At 41.3% G+C, this 20,370-nt stretch carries 16 protein-coding genes and 3 pseudogenes; 15 read left to right on the top strand and 4 right to left on the bottom strand.

The window, feature by feature from the left end:
• Window positions 1-2: 2 nt before the first annotated feature.
• Window positions 3-176: a hypothetical protein gene (locus EJF26_RS03510; protein ID WP_000502573.1), complete on the top strand. Its 174-nt coding sequence runs from the start codon at window positions 3-5 to the stop codon at window positions 174-176.
• Between the two features lie 55 nt (window positions 177-231).
• On the opposite strand, the gene EJF26_RS03505 is transcribed toward EJF26_RS03510, so the two are convergent.
• Together EJF26_RS03505 and EJF26_RS03500 are read right to left on the bottom strand one after the other, a co-directional pair.
• Window positions 232-702 (bottom strand): arginine repressor, encoded by a 471-nt coding sequence (locus EJF26_RS03505; protein WP_001043005.1) that lies wholly within the window; start codon window positions 700-702, stop codon window positions 232-234.
• 16 nt (window positions 703-718) lie between these two features.
• Window positions 719-2,992 carry a Xaa-Pro dipeptidyl-peptidase gene (locus EJF26_RS03500; protein WP_001211997.1) on the bottom strand — a complete coding sequence of 758 codons (2,274 nt, stop codon included), beginning with the start codon at window positions 2,990-2,992 and terminating at the stop codon, window positions 719-721.
• A 166-nt stretch (window positions 2,993-3,158) separates the two neighbouring features.
• Here EJF26_RS03500 and EJF26_RS03495 point away from each other — a divergent pair, with 166 nt between their 5' ends.
• The 7 genes from EJF26_RS03495 (at window position 3,159) to EJF26_RS03465 (ending at window position 13,068) form a co-directional block, all read left to right on the top strand.
• On the top strand, window positions 3,159-6,260 hold the full coding sequence (locus EJF26_RS03495) for a DNA polymerase III subunit alpha (protein WP_000561562.1): 3,102 nt from the start codon (window positions 3,159-3,161) through the stop codon (window positions 6,258-6,260).
• An 81-nt stretch (window positions 6,261-6,341) separates the two neighbouring features.
• On the top strand, window positions 6,342-7,349 hold the full coding sequence (pfkA, locus tag EJF26_RS03490) for a 6-phosphofructokinase (protein ID WP_000820874.1): 1,008 nt from the start codon (window positions 6,342-6,344) through the stop codon (window positions 7,347-7,349).
• Between the two features lie 66 nt (window positions 7,350-7,415).
• Window positions 7,416-8,921 carry a pyruvate kinase gene (pyk, locus tag EJF26_RS03485; protein WP_001042823.1) on the top strand — a complete coding sequence of 502 codons (1,506 nt, stop codon included), beginning with the start codon at window positions 7,416-7,418 and terminating at the stop codon, window positions 8,919-8,921.
• 174 nt (window positions 8,922-9,095) lie between these two features.
• Window positions 9,096-10,355 (top strand): UDP-N-acetylglucosamine 1-carboxyvinyltransferase, encoded by a 1,260-nt coding sequence (locus EJF26_RS03480; protein WP_001227075.1) that lies wholly within the window; start codon window positions 9,096-9,098, stop codon window positions 10,353-10,355.
• 15 nt (window positions 10,356-10,370) lie between these two features.
• Window positions 10,371-10,922 carry a GNAT family N-acetyltransferase gene (locus EJF26_RS03475; RefSeq protein ID WP_001028749.1) on the top strand — a complete coding sequence of 184 codons (552 nt, stop codon included), beginning with the start codon at window positions 10,371-10,373 and terminating at the stop codon, window positions 10,920-10,922.
• On the top strand, window positions 10,915-12,192 hold the full coding sequence (gene spxR / locus EJF26_RS03470) for a CBS-HotDog domain-containing transcription factor SpxR (RefSeq protein WP_000033804.1): 1,278 nt from the start codon (window positions 10,915-10,917) through the stop codon (window positions 12,190-12,192). Before EJF26_RS03475 ends, spxR begins: the two co-directional genes overlap by 8 nt.
• 15 nt (window positions 12,193-12,207) lie before the next feature.
• Window positions 12,208-13,068 carry a methionyl aminopeptidase gene (locus EJF26_RS03465; protein WP_000631551.1) on the top strand — a complete coding sequence of 287 codons (861 nt, stop codon included), beginning with the start codon at window positions 12,208-12,210 and terminating at the stop codon, window positions 13,066-13,068.
• An 80-nt stretch (window positions 13,069-13,148) separates the two neighbouring features.
• On the opposite strand, the pseudogene EJF26_RS03460 reads toward EJF26_RS03465, so the two are convergent.
• Window positions 13,149-13,286: pseudogene (locus tag EJF26_RS03460) on the bottom strand (transposase); the annotation flags it as partial.
• 213 nt (window positions 13,287-13,499) lie between these two features.
• Between EJF26_RS03460 and ccdA2 the strand changes: the two are divergent.
• From ccdA2 to EJF26_RS03425, 7 genes and pseudogenes are all read left to right on the top strand, one after another.
• Entirely contained in the window at window positions 13,500-14,210 is a 711-nt protein-coding gene (gene ccdA2, locus EJF26_RS03455) for a thiol-disulfide oxidoreductase-associated membrane protein CcdA2 (protein ID WP_000370902.1), read from the top strand.
• 13 nt (window positions 14,211-14,223) lie between these two features.
• A complete protein-coding gene (locus EJF26_RS03450) occupies window positions 14,224-14,787 on the top strand; it encodes a redoxin family protein (protein WP_000759261.1) in 564 nt (187 codons plus the stop codon).
• Between the two features lie 9 nt (window positions 14,788-14,796).
• Complete coding sequence (msrB, locus tag EJF26_RS03445) at window positions 14,797-15,909, top strand: peptide-methionine (R)-S-oxide reductase MsrB (RefSeq protein ID WP_000998584.1); 1,113 nt, start codon at window positions 14,797-14,799, stop codon at window positions 15,907-15,909.
• 70 nt (window positions 15,910-15,979) lie between these two features.
• Window positions 15,980-16,717, top strand: a complete 738-nt coding sequence (locus EJF26_RS03440) for a response regulator transcription factor (protein ID WP_000222623.1) — start codon at window positions 15,980-15,982, stop codon at window positions 16,715-16,717.
• Window positions 16,714-18,405 (top strand): cache domain-containing sensor histidine kinase, encoded by a 1,692-nt coding sequence (locus EJF26_RS03435; protein ID WP_000831086.1) that lies wholly within the window; start codon window positions 16,714-16,716, stop codon window positions 18,403-18,405. The genes EJF26_RS03440 and EJF26_RS03435 overlap by 4 nt, the downstream gene beginning before the upstream one ends.
• Window positions 18,406-18,550: 145 nt before the next feature.
• Window positions 18,551-19,083 (top strand): annotated as a pseudogene (locus tag EJF26_RS03430) (TIGR01440 family protein).
• Between the two features lie 55 nt (window positions 19,084-19,138).
• Window positions 19,139-19,666 carry an AAA family ATPase gene (locus tag EJF26_RS03425; protein ID WP_000426564.1) on the top strand — a complete coding sequence of 176 codons (528 nt, stop codon included), beginning with the start codon at window positions 19,139-19,141 and terminating at the stop codon, window positions 19,664-19,666.
• 363 nt (window positions 19,667-20,029) lie between these two features.
• On the opposite strand, the pseudogene EJF26_RS03415 reads toward EJF26_RS03425, so the two are convergent.
• A pseudogene (locus EJF26_RS03415) lies at window positions 20,030-20,263 on the bottom strand (transposase); the annotation flags it as partial.
• Window positions 20,264-20,370 lie beyond the last annotated feature (107 nt).

Below are 20,370 nucleotides of genomic sequence, written 5' to 3'. Positions count from 1 at the left end.
ATATGGGAGATAAACCGATATCATTCCGAGATGCAGATGGAAACTTTGTCTCTGCAGCAGATGTATGGAATGAAAAGAAACTAGAAGAATTGTTTAATCGTCTCAATCCCAAACGTGCTCTTAGATTAGCACGAGAAAAAAAAGGCAATGAGAAGGCTGATAAAGAAGAAAAATAGCCTATCGACATTGATAAAAGAGAACCCCGTGATTGTATTCATCACGGGGAATTTTTTAGTCATTGAAGAAAAATGGTGGCGCAAATTTTTTAAGAATTTCAAAGCAAGTCTGTGCTTCTTCAGCATTTTCACAGATAAGAAGGCAGACATCATCACCACATACGGTGGCAATGATTTGTTTGAAATCAAGTGCATCGAGAACAGCTCCAAACGATTGGGCAAGGCCTGGCAAGGTTTTGAGGACAACCTGATGCTGGACAGGACGTAGCATGACCAAGCCATCTTCCATATAGTTTTCCAAGCGTTTTTCCCATTTGGAGATGGAACCAGTATTTAAAACATAGTAAGAATGATCTGCTTCGCGAACCTTTGATAGATTCATGGTTTTGATATCGCGTGAGAGAGTGGCCTGTGTGACTTGAATATCATTTTCAGCTAGTAAAGCTTGCAACTCTGCCTGTGTATGAATCTTATTTTTGGCTACAAGCGCACGGATGAGTTGGTGTCTATGTTCAGATTTATTCATATGAGGCTGGCTCCTTTTATGAGGGGATGGTGATGGAGGATTGTGTGAGATCGACTGTTAAGTGATAGTCTGTATTATCACGGACAGTGATTTCAAAGTCGGTAGTATAGAGAACAAGGCGAAGTGTGTCACCTTTTTTCAGCTTGTAAATCGTAGGTTGTAGGTCAAATTGGATTTCCATCCATTTTTCAGCTTCTATGCTCTCAACAGTTAGTAAATCATTTCGATTTTGTAAATTAAGGTAGCCTTTGGAGATGACACGTTGAACACTTGGATTGAATGGCAGTTCGCAGAGATTTTCAAGCATATGGTAGCGACCGTTGTCAATGGTTCTAGCACTTAAAACAGCTGGATAAGGCTGTAGATATTTCTTTTGTCCAAGTTCCAGCAGTTGAGCAGATAATAAGCCCTTGTTTGTACTTGATTTGACACGAAGTTTCAGCTCCACTCGACCATTTAAGTGGATGTCATTGGTCACTGGAAGGTCAATGGTGATTTGATTGGCTTTTCCTTGGTAAAGCTCTGTGTTGAAGGTCTGGTAAGTCTTGCCATAACGCTCAAAATCCTTTTGATCATACTGGTTTTGAATCACTTTTTCTTCAGTTCCAAGAGAGAAGGTATGCAGTTCATCCTGCTTGCCAAAGTCACCAAGCCCCTGCCATGTTTGCGGTGCGGTATTGTCCTGCCAGATGACAGTAGGAAGTTGATAGCCTGAGTCAAGTCCTAACAATTTCTTACTTAACAAGGCATTCATGGACTCACGGAAGTCAATTGACTGCCAGTTGTTCATATAGACATGGGCACCATGATGGAAAAAGAGGTGCTTATTGATATGAGTTGGAAGGGCATGGAACATCTGGTAAACATGAAGAGGTTTGACATTCCAATCTTGAGAACCATGCGTAAAGACGACCTCAGCTTTAACCTTGTGAGCATTGAGCAGATAGTTGCGGTCATGCCAAAATTGATTGTAGTCACCAGTCTTGCGATCAAGAAGCCCTTTTACCTTTTCTAAGTCTGCCTGATGAGCTTCATTACCACGGATATAGTCACCAGCTAGGAGATTGCGGGAGTAGGTCAATTCAGCAAGTGAGTCAAAATCCTCACCTGGATAACCACCAGGGCTGGTCACAAGACCATTTTCCCGATAGTAGTTATACCAAGAGGAAATACCTGCTTCAGCGATGATCACTTCTAAGCCATCAACACCAGTTGTCGCAAGACCATTAGACATGGTTCCTAGATAGGAAATACCTGTTGTTGCAACTTTTCCGTTTGACCAGTCAGCCTTGATTTGACGTTTGCGCGTGTGGTCAGTAAAGGCACGACAACGGCCATTAAGCCAGTCAATCACATTTTTATATGCTTCAATCTGCTGGTAGTCCCCATTGGTCATGAGACCTTGGGAATCCTTGGTTCCAACACCCGATACATAGAGATTGGCAAATCCTCTTGGGAGGAAGTAATCGTTGAGAGTATAAGAACTATTGATGTGAGCTAGCTTTTCTTCAGTTTCAGAGACGGTTTCTGCTTGACCATGAGGCTCGACAAAATTCAGCTTAGGCTCCTCGAGCTCAATGGTGTGGGGTAGCTTGACCTCAAGCTCTCCTTCCATTTTGTAGAGAGCCTTGTCGCTGGCTGTGTCGTTGGTGCCTTGGTGATAAGGGCTGGCAGTCATAAGAGCAGGGACTTGTCCATCGTGGCGTGGACGAATAATGCTGACCTTGACTAAGTCAGGGAGTCCGTCTTTATCAGTATCCACACTGCTCTCGACATACACGACTTCACGAATGACATCATGAGTAGAGAAGGTTGCTAAGCTCTTGCCGTTAAAGTAGTGGTAGTGATTATCTTCTGCAATAAGCCCATCACTAACAAGCTGGTCAATGAGTGTATTTCCCTTTTTGGTTCGCGTATTTAGCAATTGATAAAGATTTTCAATGAGATCTCCATAAACAATAGGAAATCCAGTTTCTTTACGGAATTGTTCGGCGTCCTCAAAGTCAACAAGATAGCTAAATCCTAAAAGTTGAAAAGCCACAGTATAAAAAATCTCAGGAGTCAGGTCACAATCTGACTGAAAGAAGGTAAGGAGATCAGTCTCCTTGTCTGCAGCTAAGACAGACAAAGGATAGTCGGTATTTTTATAAGTGAAAAAACTCCAGCGGACAAATTGTTCAAGTTGTTTTTTTGATGCTTGTTCTGGTGCCAACCTCAAACCAAGCTGGGATAACTCGCGTAAAACTTGCGAATGAGAAACGTGAAGATAGCTGAATTGATTAAAACGCATGGCGCTCTCCTTTGGAAATATTCTAAATTTAGTATATCAAAAATAAGGTAAAAAAGATATTGTTGACCTGTGATGAAGTCACTTTAAAAGGAATGGTCTTCTACCTTTTCATTCTAGTTTTTAAAATGGTATAATAGTATTATATCTAAAGCAAGGAGGAGATGGAATGATTGCACAGCTCGACACCAAGACTGTTTATAGTTTTATGGAAAGTGTGGTTTCAATTGAAAAATACGTACAAATGGCTAAAGAATACGGCTATTCTCACCTTGCTATCATGGATGTGGATAATCTCTATGGAGCCTATTATTTTCTAGAAGCAACTCGTAAGCATGGCATTCAACCTTTAATTGGTCTAGAAATGACCTTGATTATAGACGAGAAGGAGATTTCTTTCCGTTTTCTAGCTCTATCTACTAAAGGTTACCAAGAGTTGATGAAGTTATCCACTTTAAAAATGACTGGACGAAAAAATTGGTCTGACTTCACCTCCCACCTCGAAGATGTTGCCATTATTGTTCCCTATTTTGAGGGGATCGAACACTTAGATTTAGGCTATGACTATTATATCGGTGTTAGTCCAGATACTCCTCAAGAAGTCTTTACTAGGCCCATTCTTCCACTCTATCAAGTCAATTCTTTTGAAAAAGAAGATATTCAAGTTTTACAAATCTTATCGGCAATCAAGGATAATGTCAGCCTAAGAGAAGTGAATGTGCATTCACAACAAGGAATCTTTCTACCTGCCTCAGACTTGGAAGCACGTTTTATGAATCGCTTCCCTCAGGCGCTTGCCAATCTCCAAGGTCTGATAGAGAATGTAAGCTATCAAATCGATCCAAGTTTAAAACTTCCTCGCTTTAATCCTGAAAGACCTGCAGTAGAAGAACTTAGAGAGAGAGCTGAGCAAGGTTTGAGTGACAAGGGGCTAACCTCAGCTACCTATCATGAGCGATTGAATGAAGAATTAACTGTGATTCATGATATGGGCTTTGACGACTATTTCCTTGTAGTTTGGGATTTGCTCCGTTTTGGACGTTCCCAAGGCTACTATATGGGTATGGGGCGTGGTTCTGCTGTGGGTAGCTTGGTGGCCTACTCACTTGACATCACAGGAATTGATCCGGTTGAAAAGAACCTGATTTTCGAGCGCTTTTTAAATCGTGAGCGCTACACTATGCCTGATATCGATATCGACATCCCAGACCTTTATAGGCCAGAATTCATTCGCTATGTTCGTGATCGGTATGGTAGTCAACACGTGGCACAGATTGTCACTTATTCGACCTTTGGAGCAAAACAGGCAATTCGTGATGTTTTCAAACGCTATGGCGTTCCAGAGTACGAATTAACAAATATTACGAAAAAAATCAGTTTCCGAGATACGCTAACGACAGCCTATGAAAAGAATTTACAGTTTAGGCAGGTCATAAATAGCAAAATGGAATATCAAAAAGCTTTTGAGATTGCTCGAAAGATTGAAGGGTATCCTCGTCAGACCTCTATCCATGCAGCTGGGGTCGTTATGAGTGACCAGGACCTGACAGACTATATCCCGCTCAAATACGGTGAGGATATGCTGATCACCCAGTATGATGCTCATGGTGTTGAAGCTAATGGCCTTTTAAAAATGGATTTCCTAGGTCTGCGTAACCTAACTTTTGTCCAAAAAATGCAGGAATTATTGGCTGAGTCAGAAGGTGTTCATCTGAAAATCGAAGAGATTGACTTGGAAGACAAGGCAACTCTGGCCCTCTTTGCTTCTGGGAATACTAAAGGAATTTTTCAATTTGAACAACCTGGCGCTATTCGACTTTTGAAACGAGTTCAGCCGCAAGTCTTTGAAGAGGTAGTTGCCACAACCTCACTCAACAGACCGGGGGCAAGCGATTATATTGATAACTTTGTCGCTCGGAAGCACGGCAAAGAAAAGGTGACAGTGCTAGATCCTGCCTTGGAGGATATTCTCTCATCAACTTATGGTATCATGCTCTATCAAGAGCAGGTCATGCAGGTAGCTCAGCGCTTTGGAGGTTTCAGTCTTGGTAAAGCCGATATTCTCAGACGAGCCATGGGTAAGAAAAATGCTAAAGAGATGCATTTGATGAAGGAAGATTTTATCTCTGGAGCTATGAAATTGGGGCATACAGAAGAAAAGGCCAACCAAGTTTTTGCAGTGATGGAAAAGTTTGCAGGCTATGGATTTAACAGATCCCACGCCTATGCCTACTCAGCACTGGCTTTCCAGCTTGCTTATTTCAAGACACACTATCCTGCTATTTTCTTCCAAGTCATGTTGAATTATTCAAGCAGTGATTACATTGTAGATGCATTGCAGATGGGCTTTGAAGTAGCTCCCTTAGCAATCAAAAGCATTCCCTATCATGATAAAATTGCTCAGAAGAAAATCTATCTTGGTCTAAAAGCCATTAAGGGAATGCCAAGAGATTTGTCTTACTGGATTATTGAAAATCGTCCTTTCTCAAGCATTGAAGATTTTGTCACACGTCTTCCCAAGAATTACAAGAAACTGTCGCTTTTGACGCCTTTGGTTGAACTAGGGCTTTTTGATGAATTTGACAAGAATCGCCAGAAAATCTTAGTGAACCTACCAAACTTATTTGTCTTTGTTGAGGAGTTAGGTGGACTCTTTGCGGATACAAATTATAGTTGGACTGAATCTGATGATTTTACTGAGGCAGAGAAATTTTACAAAGAGCAGGAACTGATTGGGGTAGGTATCAGTCCCCATCCTCTCCAAACTCTTGCCAAACAAGCCCTATATCCGATCACTCCAATCACTAATCTAACCGAGGGAGCTCAAGCCACTCTCCTAGTTGAAGTTCAAAAGATTAAAGTGATTCGAACCAAGAAAGGCGAGAGTATGGCCTTTCTACAGGTTCATGATAGTAAGTCTCGGATGGATGTAACTGTATTTTCAGACCAATATAGAAAATTTGCTTCCATTTTATCCGAAGGTAAATTTTACTACATCAATGGCAAAGTTCAATCTCGAGATGGTCGTCTGCAAATGATTGCACAAGATTTGAAAGAAGCAGTGGCGGAACGATTCTGGATTCAAGTTAAAAATCATGAAAATGATAAAGAGATTTCAAATATCCTAGAACAACATAAAGGCTCTATTCCTGTAATTATCAGGTATGTTGAGGAAGAGAAAACAATTGTTTCCTCCCAACATTTTGTAAAAAAAGATCCCCTTTTACAGGAAAAATTAGAGGGAATTGTTATGAAAACGATTTATCGCTAAAAATACGGAAAATAGAAGAATTTTCGATTTAAATATGGTATAATCAGTAAGAATGTTAAAAGAAAAAGGAGCATAAACCAAATGAAACGTATTGCTGTTTTGACCAGTGGTGGAGACGCCCCTGGTATGAATGCTGCCATCCGTGCAGTAGTTCGCCAAGCAATCTCAGAAGGAATGGAAGTTTTTGGTATCTATGATGGATACGCAGGTATGGTTGCCGGTGAAATTTATCCACTTGATGCTGCTTCAGTAGGAGACATCATTTCACGTGGTGGTACTTTCCTTCACTCTGCTCGTTACCCTGAGTTTGCAAAACTCGAAGGTCAACTCAAAGGGATTGAGCAATTGAAAAAACACGGTATCGAAGGTGTCGTAGTCATCGGTGGAGACGGTTCTTATCATGGAGCTATGCGCTTGACGGAGCATGGATTCCCTGCTATTGGACTTCCAGGTACAATCGATAACGATATCGTAGGTACTGACTTTACAATCGGATTTGATACTGCAGTTACGACTGCTATGGATGCCATTGATAAGATTCGTGATACATCATCAAGTCACCGTCGTACTTTCGTTGTTGAAGTAATGGGACGTAACGCTGGTGATATCGCTCTTTGGGCTGGTATCGCAACTGGTGCTGATGAAATTATCATCCCTGAAGAAGGCTTCAAGATGGAAGATATCGTAGCTAGTATCAAAGCTGGTTATGAGCACGGTAAAAAACACAACATTATCGTTTTGGCAGAAGGTGTTATGTCAGCAGCTGAATTTGGTCAAAAACTAAAAGAAGCTGGAGATACAAGTGACCTTCGTGTCACAGAACTTGGTCACATCCAACGTGGTGGTTCACCAACTGCTCGTGACCGTGTATTGGCATCTCGTATGGGCGCACACGCTGTTAAACTCCTTAAACAAGGAATCGGTGGTGTCGCTGTTGGTATCCGTAACGAAAAAATGGTTGAGAATCCAATTCTTGGTACAGCAGAAGAAGGAGCTTTGTTTAGCTTAACTGCAGAAGGTAAGATTATTGTTAACAACCCTCATAAAGCTGATCTTGAACTTTCTGCTTTGAACAAGAGCTTGTCCTAATCAACTTTCATTAATTTGGTAACATGACCATAAAAGGTCGAATTATATAAAGGAGTCACAAAAATCATGAATAAACGTGTAAAAATCGTTGCAACTTTAGGTCCTGCGGTTGAAATCCGTGGTGGTAAAAAATTCGGTGAAGACGGATACTGGGGTGAAAAACTTGACGTTGAAGCTTCAGCTCAAAATATTGCTAAATTGATTGAAGCAGGAGCAAACACTTTCCGTTTCAACTTCTCACACGGTGACCACCAAGAACAAGGTGAGCGTATGGCAACTGTTAAACTTGCTGAGAAACTTGCAGGTAAAAAAGTTGGTTTCCTTCTTGATACTAAAGGGCCTGAAATCCGTACAGAATTGTTTGAAGGTGACGCAAAAGAGTACTCTTACAAAACTGGTGAAAAAATCCGTGTTGCAACTAAACAAGGAATCAAATCAACTCGTGATGTGATTGCTTTGAACGTTGCTGGTGCCCTTGATATCTACGATGATGTTGAAGTTGGTCACCAAGTTTTGGTTGACGATGGTAAATTGGGTCTTCGTGTTTTCGCAAAAGACGATGCAACTCGTGAATTTGAAGTAGTCGTTGAAAATGACGGTATCATTGCTAAGCAGAAAGGTGTAAACATCCCTAACACTAAAATTCCTTTCCCAGCTCTTGCTGAACGTGATAACGATGATATCCGCTTTGGTCTTGAACAAGGTATCAACTTCATCGCGATTTCATTCGTACGTACTGCAAAAGACGTCGACGAAGTTCGTGCAATCTGTGAAGAAACTGGTAATGGTCACGTTCAATTGTTTGCGAAAATCGAAAACCAACAAGGTATCGATAACTTGGATGAAATCATTGAAGCTGCTGACGGTATCATGATCGCTCGTGGTGACATGGGTATCGAAGTGCCATTCGAAATGGTTCCAGTTTATCAAAAAATGATCATCACTAAAGTGAACGCAGCAGGCAAAGTTGTTATCACAGCAACAAACATGCTTGAAACAATGACTGAAAAACCACGTGCAACTCGTTCAGAAGTATCAGACGTATTTAACGCTGTTATCGACGGAACTGACGCTACAATGCTTTCAGGTGAGTCTGCAAACGGTAAATACCCACTTGAGTCAGTAACAACAATGGCTACAATTGACAAGAATGCTCAAACCCTTTTGAAAGAATACGGTCGCTTGTCGTTTGTTAACTTGGCACGTAATTCTAAGACTGAGGTTATGGCTTCAGCTGTTAAGGATGCGACAAACTCTATGAACATCAAGTTGGTGGTTACTCTTACTAAGACAGGTCACACTGCTCGTTTGATTTCTAAATACCGTCCAGATGCTGATATCTTGGCAATCACTTTCGATGAATTAACTCAACGTGGATTGATGTTGAACTGGGGTGTTATCCCAGTAACAACTGAACGTCCATCAAACACTGATGATATGTTCGAACTTGCCGAAAAGATTGCAGTAGAACAAGGTTTGGTAGAATCTGGTGATGATATGATTATCGTTGCAGGTGTACCGCTTGGAGAAGCTGTCCGTACAAACACAATGCGTATCCGTACAGTACGTTAATCTAAACTTTTAAAAGCCTATCATACCAAGCTTTTGTGCTTGTGTGATGGGTCTTTTTTCTATTTTAGAAGATAAAAAGAGGGAGAATTTTATTAAACAGAAATGGGAAAAATAGGAGAACTATGGTATAATAGAATGTAAAGACCTTTTTAGTAAATTTTGAAAGAGTATAACATGAGAAAAATTGTCATCAATGGTGGACATCCATTGCAAGGTGAGATCACCATTAGCGGTGCTAAGAATAGTGTTGTAGCATTAATCCCTGCTATTATACTGGCAGATGATGTTGTCACTTTGGATTGTGTCCCAGATATTTCAGACGTTGCTAGTCTTGTCGAAATTATGGAAATCATGGGAGCGAAAGTAAAACGCTACGATGATGTTTTGGAGATTGATCCTAGAGGTGTTCAGAATATTCCAATGCCTTATGGTAAGATCAATAGCCTTCGTGCATCTTATTATTTCTATGGAAGTCTTTTAGGTCGTTTTGGTGAAGCTACGGTTGGACTTCCTGGCGGATGTGATCTTGGTCCTCGTCCGATTGACCTTCACCTAAAAGCCTTCGAAGCCATGGGAGCCAAGGTAAGCTATGAGGGAGATAATATGAATTTATCTGCCCAAGGTAAGGGACTTCACGGCGCAAGTATTTACATGGATACCGTCAGTGTTGGTGCAACGATTAATACCATGATTGCGGCTGTTAAGGCTAAGGGACGGACTGTTATTGAAAATGCGGCTCGTGAACCAGAAATCATCGATGTGGCTACCCTTTTGAATAACATGGGGGCTCACATTCGTGGTGCAGGGACTGATATTATCATTATTGATGGTGTCGAGCAACTTCATGGAACGCGTCACCAAGTTATTCCAGATCGTATTGAAGCAGGAACCTATATTTCACTTGCAGCAGCGGTTGGTAAAGGAATCCGTATTAACAATGTTCTCTATGAGCATTTAGAAGGTTTTATCGCCAAACTAGAGGAAATGGGCGTTCGCATGACAGTCTCTGAGGATAGTATCTTCGTTGAAGAACAGTCTGATTTGAAGGCCATCAATATTAAAACTGCCCCCTATCCAGGATTTGCAACGGATTTACAACAACCAATCACACCACTTTTATTAACTGCTCAAGGTCGTGGTACTATTATTGATACCATTTATGAAAAACGTGTCAACCATGTCTTTGAATTAGCAAAAATGGATGCAAATATTGCGACTACAAATGACCATATTTTCTACACTGGTGGACGAACTCTACAAGGTGCCAAGGTGAAAGCTACAGACTTGCGAGCTGGTGCTGCACTTGTGATTGCTGGACTGATGGCTCAAGGCCAGACTGAAATTACAAATATTGAGTTTATCCTTCGTGGCTACTCAGATATTATTGAAAAATTACGTAGTCTTGGAGCAGATATTACACTCGTCGAAGACTAAGCCATTGAGGTGATTATGAATATTTGGACCAAATTAGCAATGTTTTCTTTCTTTGAAACGGAACGCTTGTATTTGCGTCCTTTCTTTTTTAGTGACAGTCAAGCATTTTACGATATTGCTTCAAATCCGGAAAATCTGCAGTTTATTTTTCCCAGTCAAGCAAGTTTGGAAGAAAGTCAGTACGCACTTGCCAACTATTTTATGAAGGCTCCTTTGGGTGTTTGGGCAATCTGCAAGCAAGACAATCAGGAAATGATTGGTTCCATTAAATTTGAAAAAATAGATGAAATCAAGAAAGAAGCTGAGATTGGATATTTCTTAAAAAAGGATTCTTGGTCACAAGGTTTTATGACAGAAGTAGTTACCAAACTTTGTCAGCTCTCATTTGAAGAATTTGGTCTAAAACAATTATCCATCATCACTCATCTGGAGAATCAAGCTAGTCAAAAAGTAGCCTTAAAATCGGGATTTAGCCTCGTCCGACAGTTTAAGGGAAGCGATCGCTATACACGAAAAATGAGGGACTATCTTGAATTTCGATACATAAAAGGAGAATTCAATGAGTAAACACCAGGAAATCTTAAGTTATCTGGAAGAGTTACCAATAGGAAAACGTGTCAGCGTTCGTAGTATTTCCAATCACTTGGGTGTCAGTGATGGAACGGCTTATCGTGCCATTAAAGAGGCTGAAAATCGTGGAATTGTAGAAACTCGACCTCGTAGTGGAACCATTCGTGTCAAATCTCAGAAAGTGGCTATTGAAAAACTGACCTATGCAGAGATTGCAGAAGTCACCTCCTCTGAAGTGTTAGCTGGTCAAGAAGGTTTGGACAGAGAATTTAGCAAATTCTCCATTGGGGCCATGACCGAGCAGAATATTTTGTCCTATCTGAATGATGGTGGTCTTTTGATCGTAGGTGACCGTACTCGTATTCAACTTTTAGCTCTGGAAAATGAAAATGCGGTCCTTGTAACAGGTGGTTTTCATGTGCACGAGGATGTACTAGCTCTTGCCAATAAAAAGGGTATTCCTGTTTTACGAAGCAAGCATGATACTTTTACAGTTGCGACTATGATCAATAGAGCTTTGTCAAATGTACAGATTAAGACAGATATTTTAACAGTTGAAAAGCTCTATCGTCCCAGTCATGAGTATGGTTTCTTAAGAGAAACGGACACAGTGAAAGACTATCTAGATTTGGTACGTAAGAACAGAAGTAGTCGTTTCCCAGTCATCAATCAGCATCAAGTGGTTGTTGGAGTTGTTACCATGCGAGATGCGGGGGATAAATCACCTAGCACAACGATTGACAAGGTGATGACTCGTAGTCTCTTCCTGACAGGATTGGCAACGAATATAGCTAACGTCAGTCAACGGATGATAGCAGAAGACTTTGAGATGGTCCCAGTCGTGAGAAGCAATCAAACTTTGCTCGGAGTTGTAACGAGACGAGATGTTATGGATAAGATGAGTCGTTCTCAAGTTTCAGCCTTGCCGACTTTTTCAGAGCAAATCGGTCAGAAGTTGTCTTATCATCACGACGAAGTTGTGATTACAGTTGAACCCTTTATGCTTGAGAAGAACGGGGTTTTAGCAAATGGTGTTCTTGCTGAAATTTTAACTCACATGACACAGGATTTGGTAGCAAATAGTAGACGCAATCTCATCATCGAGCAGATGCTAATTTACTTCTTGCAAGCTGTTCAGATAGATGATACTCTGCGGATTCAGGCTCGGATTATTCACCACACGAGACGTTCAGCTATTATTGATTATGATATTTATCATGGGCATCAGATTGTTTCAAAAGCAAATGTTACGGTTAAAATTAATTAGAATCTAGGAGAAAAAATGATAACTTTAAAATCAGCACGTGAAATCGAAGCCATGGACAAGGCTGGTGATTTCCTAGCTAGTATCCATATAGGCTTACGTGATTTAATTAAGCCTGGCGTGGATATGTGGGAAGTTGAAGAGTACGTTCGTCGACGTTGTAAAGAGGAAAATTTCCTTCCTCTACAGATTGGCGTGGATGGGGCAGTCATGGATTACCCCTATGCCACTTGTTGCTCTCTTAACGACGAAGTAGCTCACGCTTTTCCACGTCATTACATCTTGAAAGATGGGGACTTGCTCAAGGTTGATATGGTTCTAGGTGGGCCGATTGCCAAATCAGATCTCAATGTGTCAAAACTCAACTTCAATAATGTTGAGCAAATGAAAAAATACACACAAAACTATACTGGCGGTCTAGCAGACTCATGTTGGGCTTATGCGGTTGGTACACCGTCTGAAGAAGTGAAAAACCTGATGGACGTGACCAAGGAAGCTATGTATATAGGGATTGAGCAAGCAGTTGTCGGCAATCGCATCGGTGATATCGGTGCAGCAATTCAGGAATATGCTGAAAGTCGCGGTTATGGTGTCGTTCGTGATTTGGTTGGTCATGGTGTTGGTCCAACTATGCACGAAGAACCAATGGTTCCTAACTACGGTATTGCAGGCCGTGGACTCCGTCTCCGTGAAGGAATGGTGCTAACCATTGAACCCATGATTAATACTGGTGACTGGGAAATTGATACAGATATGAAGACTGGCTGGGCTCATAAGACTATTGATGGTGGCCTATCTTGCCAATATGAACACCAGTTCGTGATTACCAAAGACGGCCCTGTTATCCTGACCAGTCAAGGTGAAGAAGGAACTTATTAAAAATGAAGGGAGCTCGTACCGCCCCCAAAAAGTTAGACAGAAAAATCAGCTCTTTGTCAACTGTAGTGAGTTGAAATCAGCTAAGATCTAGAAAGGACGAATTTCGTCCTTTCTTTTTTGATGTTGAGAGCGATGAAAATCCTTTTTTTGAAGTTTTCAAAGTTCCGAAAACCAAAGGCATTTCGTTTGATAAGTTTGCTGAAATTATTAGTCGCTTTTCATTATAGATCTTATGGGACTTTTTTTCTACAATAAAATAGGCTCCATAATATCCATAGGGGATTTACCCATTACAAATATTATAGAGCTTTTTTTGTGCAAAATTTCTAAATAAACTGATTAAATTCCTATTTTTCCCTATCATTGTCCCTGTTTTTTCTGGAGTTTTGGAGCTATAATAGTCCTATCAAATCAAAGAATGGAGGAAGGCAATGGACAATGTAATCTTTTTTATCAGTGTTTTTCTTGCTGGAATTCTTTCCTTCTTTTCTCCTTGTATTTTACCTTTGTTACCAGTTTATGCAGGGGTCTTGTTGGATGACAAAGATGGTTCTCAGGCTTCTAGCGAAAAATTTTCAATCTCACTTGTTAGTTTGTTACGAACTCTGGCTTTCATAGTGGGAATTTCCTTTATTTTTATCTTGCTGGGTTATGGAGCTGGTTTTTTAGGCGATTTGCTTTATGCCTCTTGGTTTCAGTATGTGACGGGTGCAGTTATCATTCTTTTAGGCTTGCACCAGATGGAAGTCCTACATTTTCAGGGACTTTACAAGGAAAGAAGGCTACAATTAAAGAGACAGGGGCAAAAGGGTAACGGCTATAGTCAGGCATTTTTACTGGGGTTGACCTTTAGTTTTGCTTGGACGCCGTGTGTGGGGCCAGTTTTGGGGTCTGTTTTGGCCTTGGCGGCTTCAGGTGGTTCAGGAGCTTGGCAGGGAGCTGGTCTCATGTTAGTTTACACGCTGGGTTTGGCGCTACCATTTTTGGTTCTAGCTCTTGCTTCCAGCTATGTTTTGAAACATTTCCGAAAACTCCATCCTTACCTCGGAACCCTCAAAAAAGTGGGTGGTTTCCTCATTATCGTGATGGGAATCTTGGTGCTTTTGGGAAATGCTTCCATTTTGACTGCATTATTTGAATAGAGAGGAAAAAGAAATGAAAAAATGGCAAACATGTCTCCTTGGAGTAGGCTCAATCTGTTGCTTGGCAGCCTGTTCGGCTAAAAACATGTCAGACGAGTCTACTATGAAGGAGCAAACCAAAACCGAACAAGTCAGTTCACAAACTGCCACCAAGGGTCAGGCAGTCGCTGATTTTGAACTGATGGGAGTAGATGGTAAGACCTATCGTTTATCTGACTACAAAGGCAAGAAAGTCTATCTTAAATTCTGGGCTTCTTGGTGTTCCATCTGTCTAGCCAGCCTTCCAGATACGGACGAAATCGCTAAGGATGCTGGTGATGACTATGTGGTCTTGACAGTGGTGTCTCCTGGTCACAAGGGAGAACAAGCGGAAGCGGACTTTAAGAACTGGTACAAGGGATTGGATTATAAAAATTTTCCAGTTTTGATTGACCCGTCAGGTAAACTCTTGGAAAGTTATGGTGTTCGTCCTTACCCAACTCAAGCCTTTATAGACAAGGAAGGCAAGCTGGTCAAAACACAACCAGGTTTTATGGATAAGGATATGATTTTAAAGACATTGAAAGAAATGGGGTAGAGAAAGGCTATGAACGATAAAGTAAAACTTTTTGTCTTGGCAGGGGTCATTCTCCTAGCCATAACCGGTTTCTATTTTCTATTGATGCGAAATGCAGGGCAGACAGATAGCTCGCAAATTGAGAAAGCATCAGTTAGCCAAGGAGGAAAAACAGTGAAAAAAACAGAAGTGAGCAAAGACGCAGACTTGCACGAAATTTATCTAGCTGGGGGATGTTTCTGGGGAGTGGAGGAATACTTCTCACGCGTTCCTGGAGTGACAGATGCCGTTTCAGGTTATGCAAATGGTAGAGGGGAAACAACCAAGTACGAATTGATTAACCAAACAGGACATGCAGAGACTGTCCATGTCACCTATGACGCCAATCAAATTTCCCTCAAAGAAATTCTGCTTCATTACTTCCGCATTATCAATCCAACCAGCAAAAATAAACAAGGAAATGATGTGGGGACCCAGTACCGTACTGGTGTCTATTACACAGATGATAAGGATTTGGAAGTAATAAACCAAGTCTTTGATGAGGTGGCTAAGAAATACGACCAACCTCTGGCAGTTGAAAAGGAGCCCTTGAAGAATTTTGTGGTGGCGGAGGATTATCACCAAGACTACCTAAAGAAAAATCCAAATGGCTATTGTCATATCAATGTCAATCAGGCTGCCTATCCCGTCATCGATGCCAGCAAATATCCTAAACCAAGCGATGAAGAATTGAAAAAGACCTTGTCACCTGAGGAGTATGCAGTTACCCAAAAAAATCAAACAGAACGAGCTTTTTCAAACCGCTATTGGGATAAATTTGAATCCGGTATCTATGTGGATGTGGCCACTGGCGAACCTCTCTTTTCATCAAAGGACAAGTTTGAGTCTGGTTGTGGTTGGCCTAGTTTCACCCAACCAATCAGTCCAGATGTTGCCACCTACAAGGAAGATAAGTCTTACAATATGACACGCGTGGAAGTGCGGAGCCGAGTTGGAGATTCTCACCTTGGCCATGTCTTTACGGATGGACCAGAGGACAAGGGGGGCTTACGCTACTGTATCAATAGTCTCTCTATCCGCTTTATTCCCAAAGACCAAATGGCAGAAAAAGGCTATGCCTATTTACTAGATTATGTCGATTAAGAAGTCTTTCCTAAGCAGTTAGTGGAGAATTTTGCTATACTGATACTAGTAAGTGGTAAAGGAGCAGAGCATGACCTACACAATCTTAATCGTAGAAGATGAATATCTGGTAAGACAAGGCTTGACCAAACTGGTCAATGTAGCAGCCTACGATATGGAAATCATCGGTCAGGCTGAAAATGGAAGACAGGCTTGGGAATTGATTCAAAAGCAGGTGCCGGATATCATTTTAACTGATATCAATATGCCTCAGCTAAATGGCATCCAGTTGGCCAGTCTGGTCCGAGAAACCTATCCTCAGGTTCACCTAGTTTTTTTGACAGGTTACGATGATTTTGATTATGCCTTGTCTGCCGTCAAACTCGGTGTAGATGACTACTTGCTCAAACCCTTTTCGCGTCAGGATATTGAGGAAATGTTGGGGAAAATCAAGCAAAAACTAGACAAGGAAGAAAAGGAAGAGCAGTTACAAGATTTATTAACTGATAAGTTTGAGGGAAATCTGGCCCATAAAATCCAGTCCCATCTGGCTGATAGCCAGTTTAGTTTAAAGAGCTTGGCCAGTGACTTAGATTTTAGTCCGACTTATTTGAGTTCCTTGATTAAGAAAGAGTTGGGCCTGCCTTTTCAGGATTACCTGGTGAGAGAGCGTGTTAAACAAGCCAAGCTCTTGCTTCTGACCACAGATTTAAAGATTTATGAGATAGCCGAAAAGGTTGGTTTTGAAGATATGAACTACTTTACCCAACGTTTTAAACAGATTGCAGGTGTGACACCTCGTCAGTTTAAGAAAGGGGAAGGCCGATGAAGCGTTCTTCTCTTTTAGTCAGAATGGTTATTTCCATCTTTCTGGTCTTTCTCATTCTCCTAGCTCTGGTTGGGACTTTCTACTATCAATCGAGTTCATCAGCCATTGAGGCCACCATTGAGGGCAATAGCCAAACGACCATCAGCCAGACTAGCCACTTTATTCAGTCTTATATCAAAAAATTAGAAACCACCTCTACCAGTTTGACTCAGCAGAAGGATGTCCTAGCCTATGCTGAGAATCCTAACCAAGACCAAGTCAAGGGAATCCGAGATCTGTTTTTGACGATCTTAAAGGCAGACCAGGACTTGAAAACGGTGGTACTCGTCACCAAATCCGGTCAGGTTATTTCTACAGATGACAGTGTGCAAATGAAAACTTCATCTGATATGATGGCTGAGGATTGGTACCAAAAGGCTATTCATCAGGGAGCTAAGCCAGTTTTAACCCCAGCTCGTAAATCAGATAGTCAGTGGGTTATTTCTGTCACTCAAGAACTGGTTGATGCAAAGGGAGCCAATCTTGGTGTGCTTCGATTAGACATTTCTTACGAAACTCTGGAAGCCTATCTTAACCAACTCCAGTTGGGCCAGCAGGGCTTTGCCTTTATCATCAATGAAAACCATGAATTTGTCTACCATCCGAAACACACAGTCTATAGCTCAGCGAGTGAAATGGAGGCTATGAAACCCTACATCGAGACGGGGCAGGGCTATACGCTGGACCATCAATCCTACGTTAGTCAGGAACAGATTGCAGGAACAGATTGGACGGTTATAGGCGTGTCTTCGTTGGAGAAGTTAGACCAGGTTCGGAGTCAACTCATGTGGACCTTGCTTGCTGCTAGTGCCTTATCTCTTCTTGCCTGTCTCTGTTTGGTGTGGTTCAGTCTCAAGCGCTGGATTGCTCCCTTGAAGGATCTGAGAGAAACCATGCTGGAAATTGCTTCTGGTACACAAAATCTTCGTGCTAAGGAAGCTGGTGCCTATGAACTGAGAGAAGTGACTCGCCAGTTTAATGCCATGTTGGATCAGATTGATCAGCTGATGGCAGATGTTCGCAGGCAGGAAGAAACGACTCGGCAGTATGAACTTCAAGCACTATCAAGCCAGATTAACCCCCATTTCCTCTACAATACTTTGGACACCATCATCTGGATGGCTGAATTTCAGGATAGTCAGCGAGTGGTTCAGGTGACCAAGTCCTTGGCAACCTATTTCCGCTTGGCGCTCAATCAAGGAAAGTATTTGATTTCTCTTTCTGATGAAATCAATCATGCCCGCCAGTACCTCTTTATCCAGAAACAACGCTATGGTGATAAGCTGGAGTATGAGATTGATGAAGAACCTGACTTTGATAACCTAGTCTTACCCAAGTTGGTGTTGCAACCTCTTGTAGAAAATGCTCTTTACCATGGCATTAAGGAGAAGGAAGGTCAGGGCCATATTAAAGTTTCTGTTCAGAAAAAGGATACAGGGCTTGTCATCTGCATTGAGGATGATGGCGTTGGTTTCCAAGCTGCTGGCGATAGTAGTCAAAGTCAGCTCAAACGTGGAGGAGTTGGCCTTCAAAATGTCGACCAACGACTCAAACTTCATTTTGGAGACAATTACCAGATGAAGATTGATTCTGCACCCGAAAAAGGAACGACGGTTGAAATATACATCAATAAAATAGAAACAAGTTAGCTCCCAGTCAATTCTGGGAGTTTTGCTTTTTAAAATCAGAATGATTAGTTGGCCTTGATAAAATCAGTAAAAAAAGATATGATAGATAGTGACAAAAGAGCTATCAAGTATGAAGGAAAAAGACATTCAAAGAGCAACAAGCTAGATTGTAGAAGATGTATTAGAAAAGGCTAATTTGAAGCAAGGAGCTATCTTTGTTTTGGGCCTTTCTTCTAGCGAAGTTTTAGGTGGCCATATTGGCAAGGAATCCAGCTAAGAAATTGGGGAAATCATTGTGAAGATCATCCCATCCTAGATATCCTATAGGAAAAAGGAATTCACCTAGCTGTTCAAGGCTGTGAACACGTCAATCGGGCTCTGGTCGTTGAACGTCAAGTGGCGGAGCAGTTTGGTCTGGAAATCGTCAGTGTCCTTCCTACACTTCATGCAGGAGGTTCGGGTCAATTGGCAGCCTTTAAGTCTATGAAAGACCCTGTCGAAGTGGAGTTCATCAAGGCCCATGCTGGGTTGGATATCGGAGATACCGTAATTGGCATGCATGTCAAGCATGTACAGGTTCCGATTCGACCGGTACTACGTGAGATTGGGCATGCCCATGTAACGGCTTTAGCTAGTCGTCCAAAACTCATCGGAGGTGCGCGTGCACAGTATCCTGAAGACTTCATAAGAAAGTCATAAGTGGGCTGAAAGTTATCGTAAATTAGAGATGTTTCAAGTATGTAGAGGTATAAGGTTGGAAAATTGTGTTTATATCGTTTCAGGGCCCCCAGGCGTTGGAAAGAGCACTGTCAGCAAAGAGTTGGCCTATTCTTTTGACAAAAGTGCAGTGATAGAGGGGGATATGATTTACTTAATGATTAAAGGAGGTCTCGTAGCTCCTTGGGAAGATGATAGATTTTACATGGATTTGTTCTGGGATAATATCATCAGTCTGACCAATAATTTCTTGGATCGTGGCATTACTGTTGTGATAGAGTATGTCATATTTGAAGAGCAACTGAAGAAAATTGCAGCCTTCTTAAAAGAAAAACGAATTAAGCTAAAATATTGTGTCCTAATGGCTCAAGAAGAAACCTTGAAAGAGAGAGACTCTTCTCGAAAAGAAATTGAGAGAACAGGCGATTTATCAATCCAAGCAAGAAAAGAGTTTCTAGCTAAAAATAGTGATAAACATCATTTTCTATTCACGGATGATTTAGATATCAAGGAAACGGTAAACATCATTAAAACTTCAAATCAATTTTTAATTTCTGAACAGTAAAAGACATGGAGAGTAAGGGTATAGAAACCAAGACTCTCCTTTTTTTGTTGAATTCTTGTGCAAAGTACTCCAAACAAGACCATCTTTTACAAGAAGAAGGTGGGCTATCTGATGGAAATTGCCAAAAATAGAAAAAAGCAACTTAGAGAAGATTTTTAGTTATGGAAATCAATAAACAAAGCTGGATTTAGCTGTTCTAGGTTGGCCTTTTTGTGCTATACTTAGGATATGCATAGAAAAACAGTGATTGATTTTAGGGCTTTGGGTGAGAGATACACCTTTACCCAGCCCATCAGAGAGTTAAAAACGAGAGATTTATCAGAAGTGGCAGACTTGTTGGCACAAGTGGAAAGCTACCAAGAGCATGGAACGGATACCGTAGAAACATTGGATGAGAGGGATTTTAACCAGCATAACAGGGTCTAAACTAGGACGACCTTTATCTTCAGAATAAGTATCTGCGACTAAGTCATAGATGAAGGAAAAATCGATCACTTGCTCAACCTGACGAAGAAAATGGGCTTGCGGAACGAGTTCATCTAGCGTGTAAAAACCAACTTGATTGCGGTTATATTCGAGATTTTCTTTGTGAAACATAGGAAATACCTCACAACTTTTCTTACCTCTATTATACGACTTTACACAAAGAAAAGCCCTTAGAAATTTGTAGTCTAAGGACTTTGTCTTCAATCTGAGGAGCTTAG

Origin of the sequence: Streptococcus oralis subsp. dentisani (assembly GCF_007475365.1) — a bacterium.
GTDB classification, from domain to species: domain Bacteria; phylum Bacillota; class Bacilli; order Lactobacillales; family Streptococcaceae; genus Streptococcus; species Streptococcus mitis_AX.
This window is presented reverse-complemented; position numbering and strand designations above follow the sequence as displayed.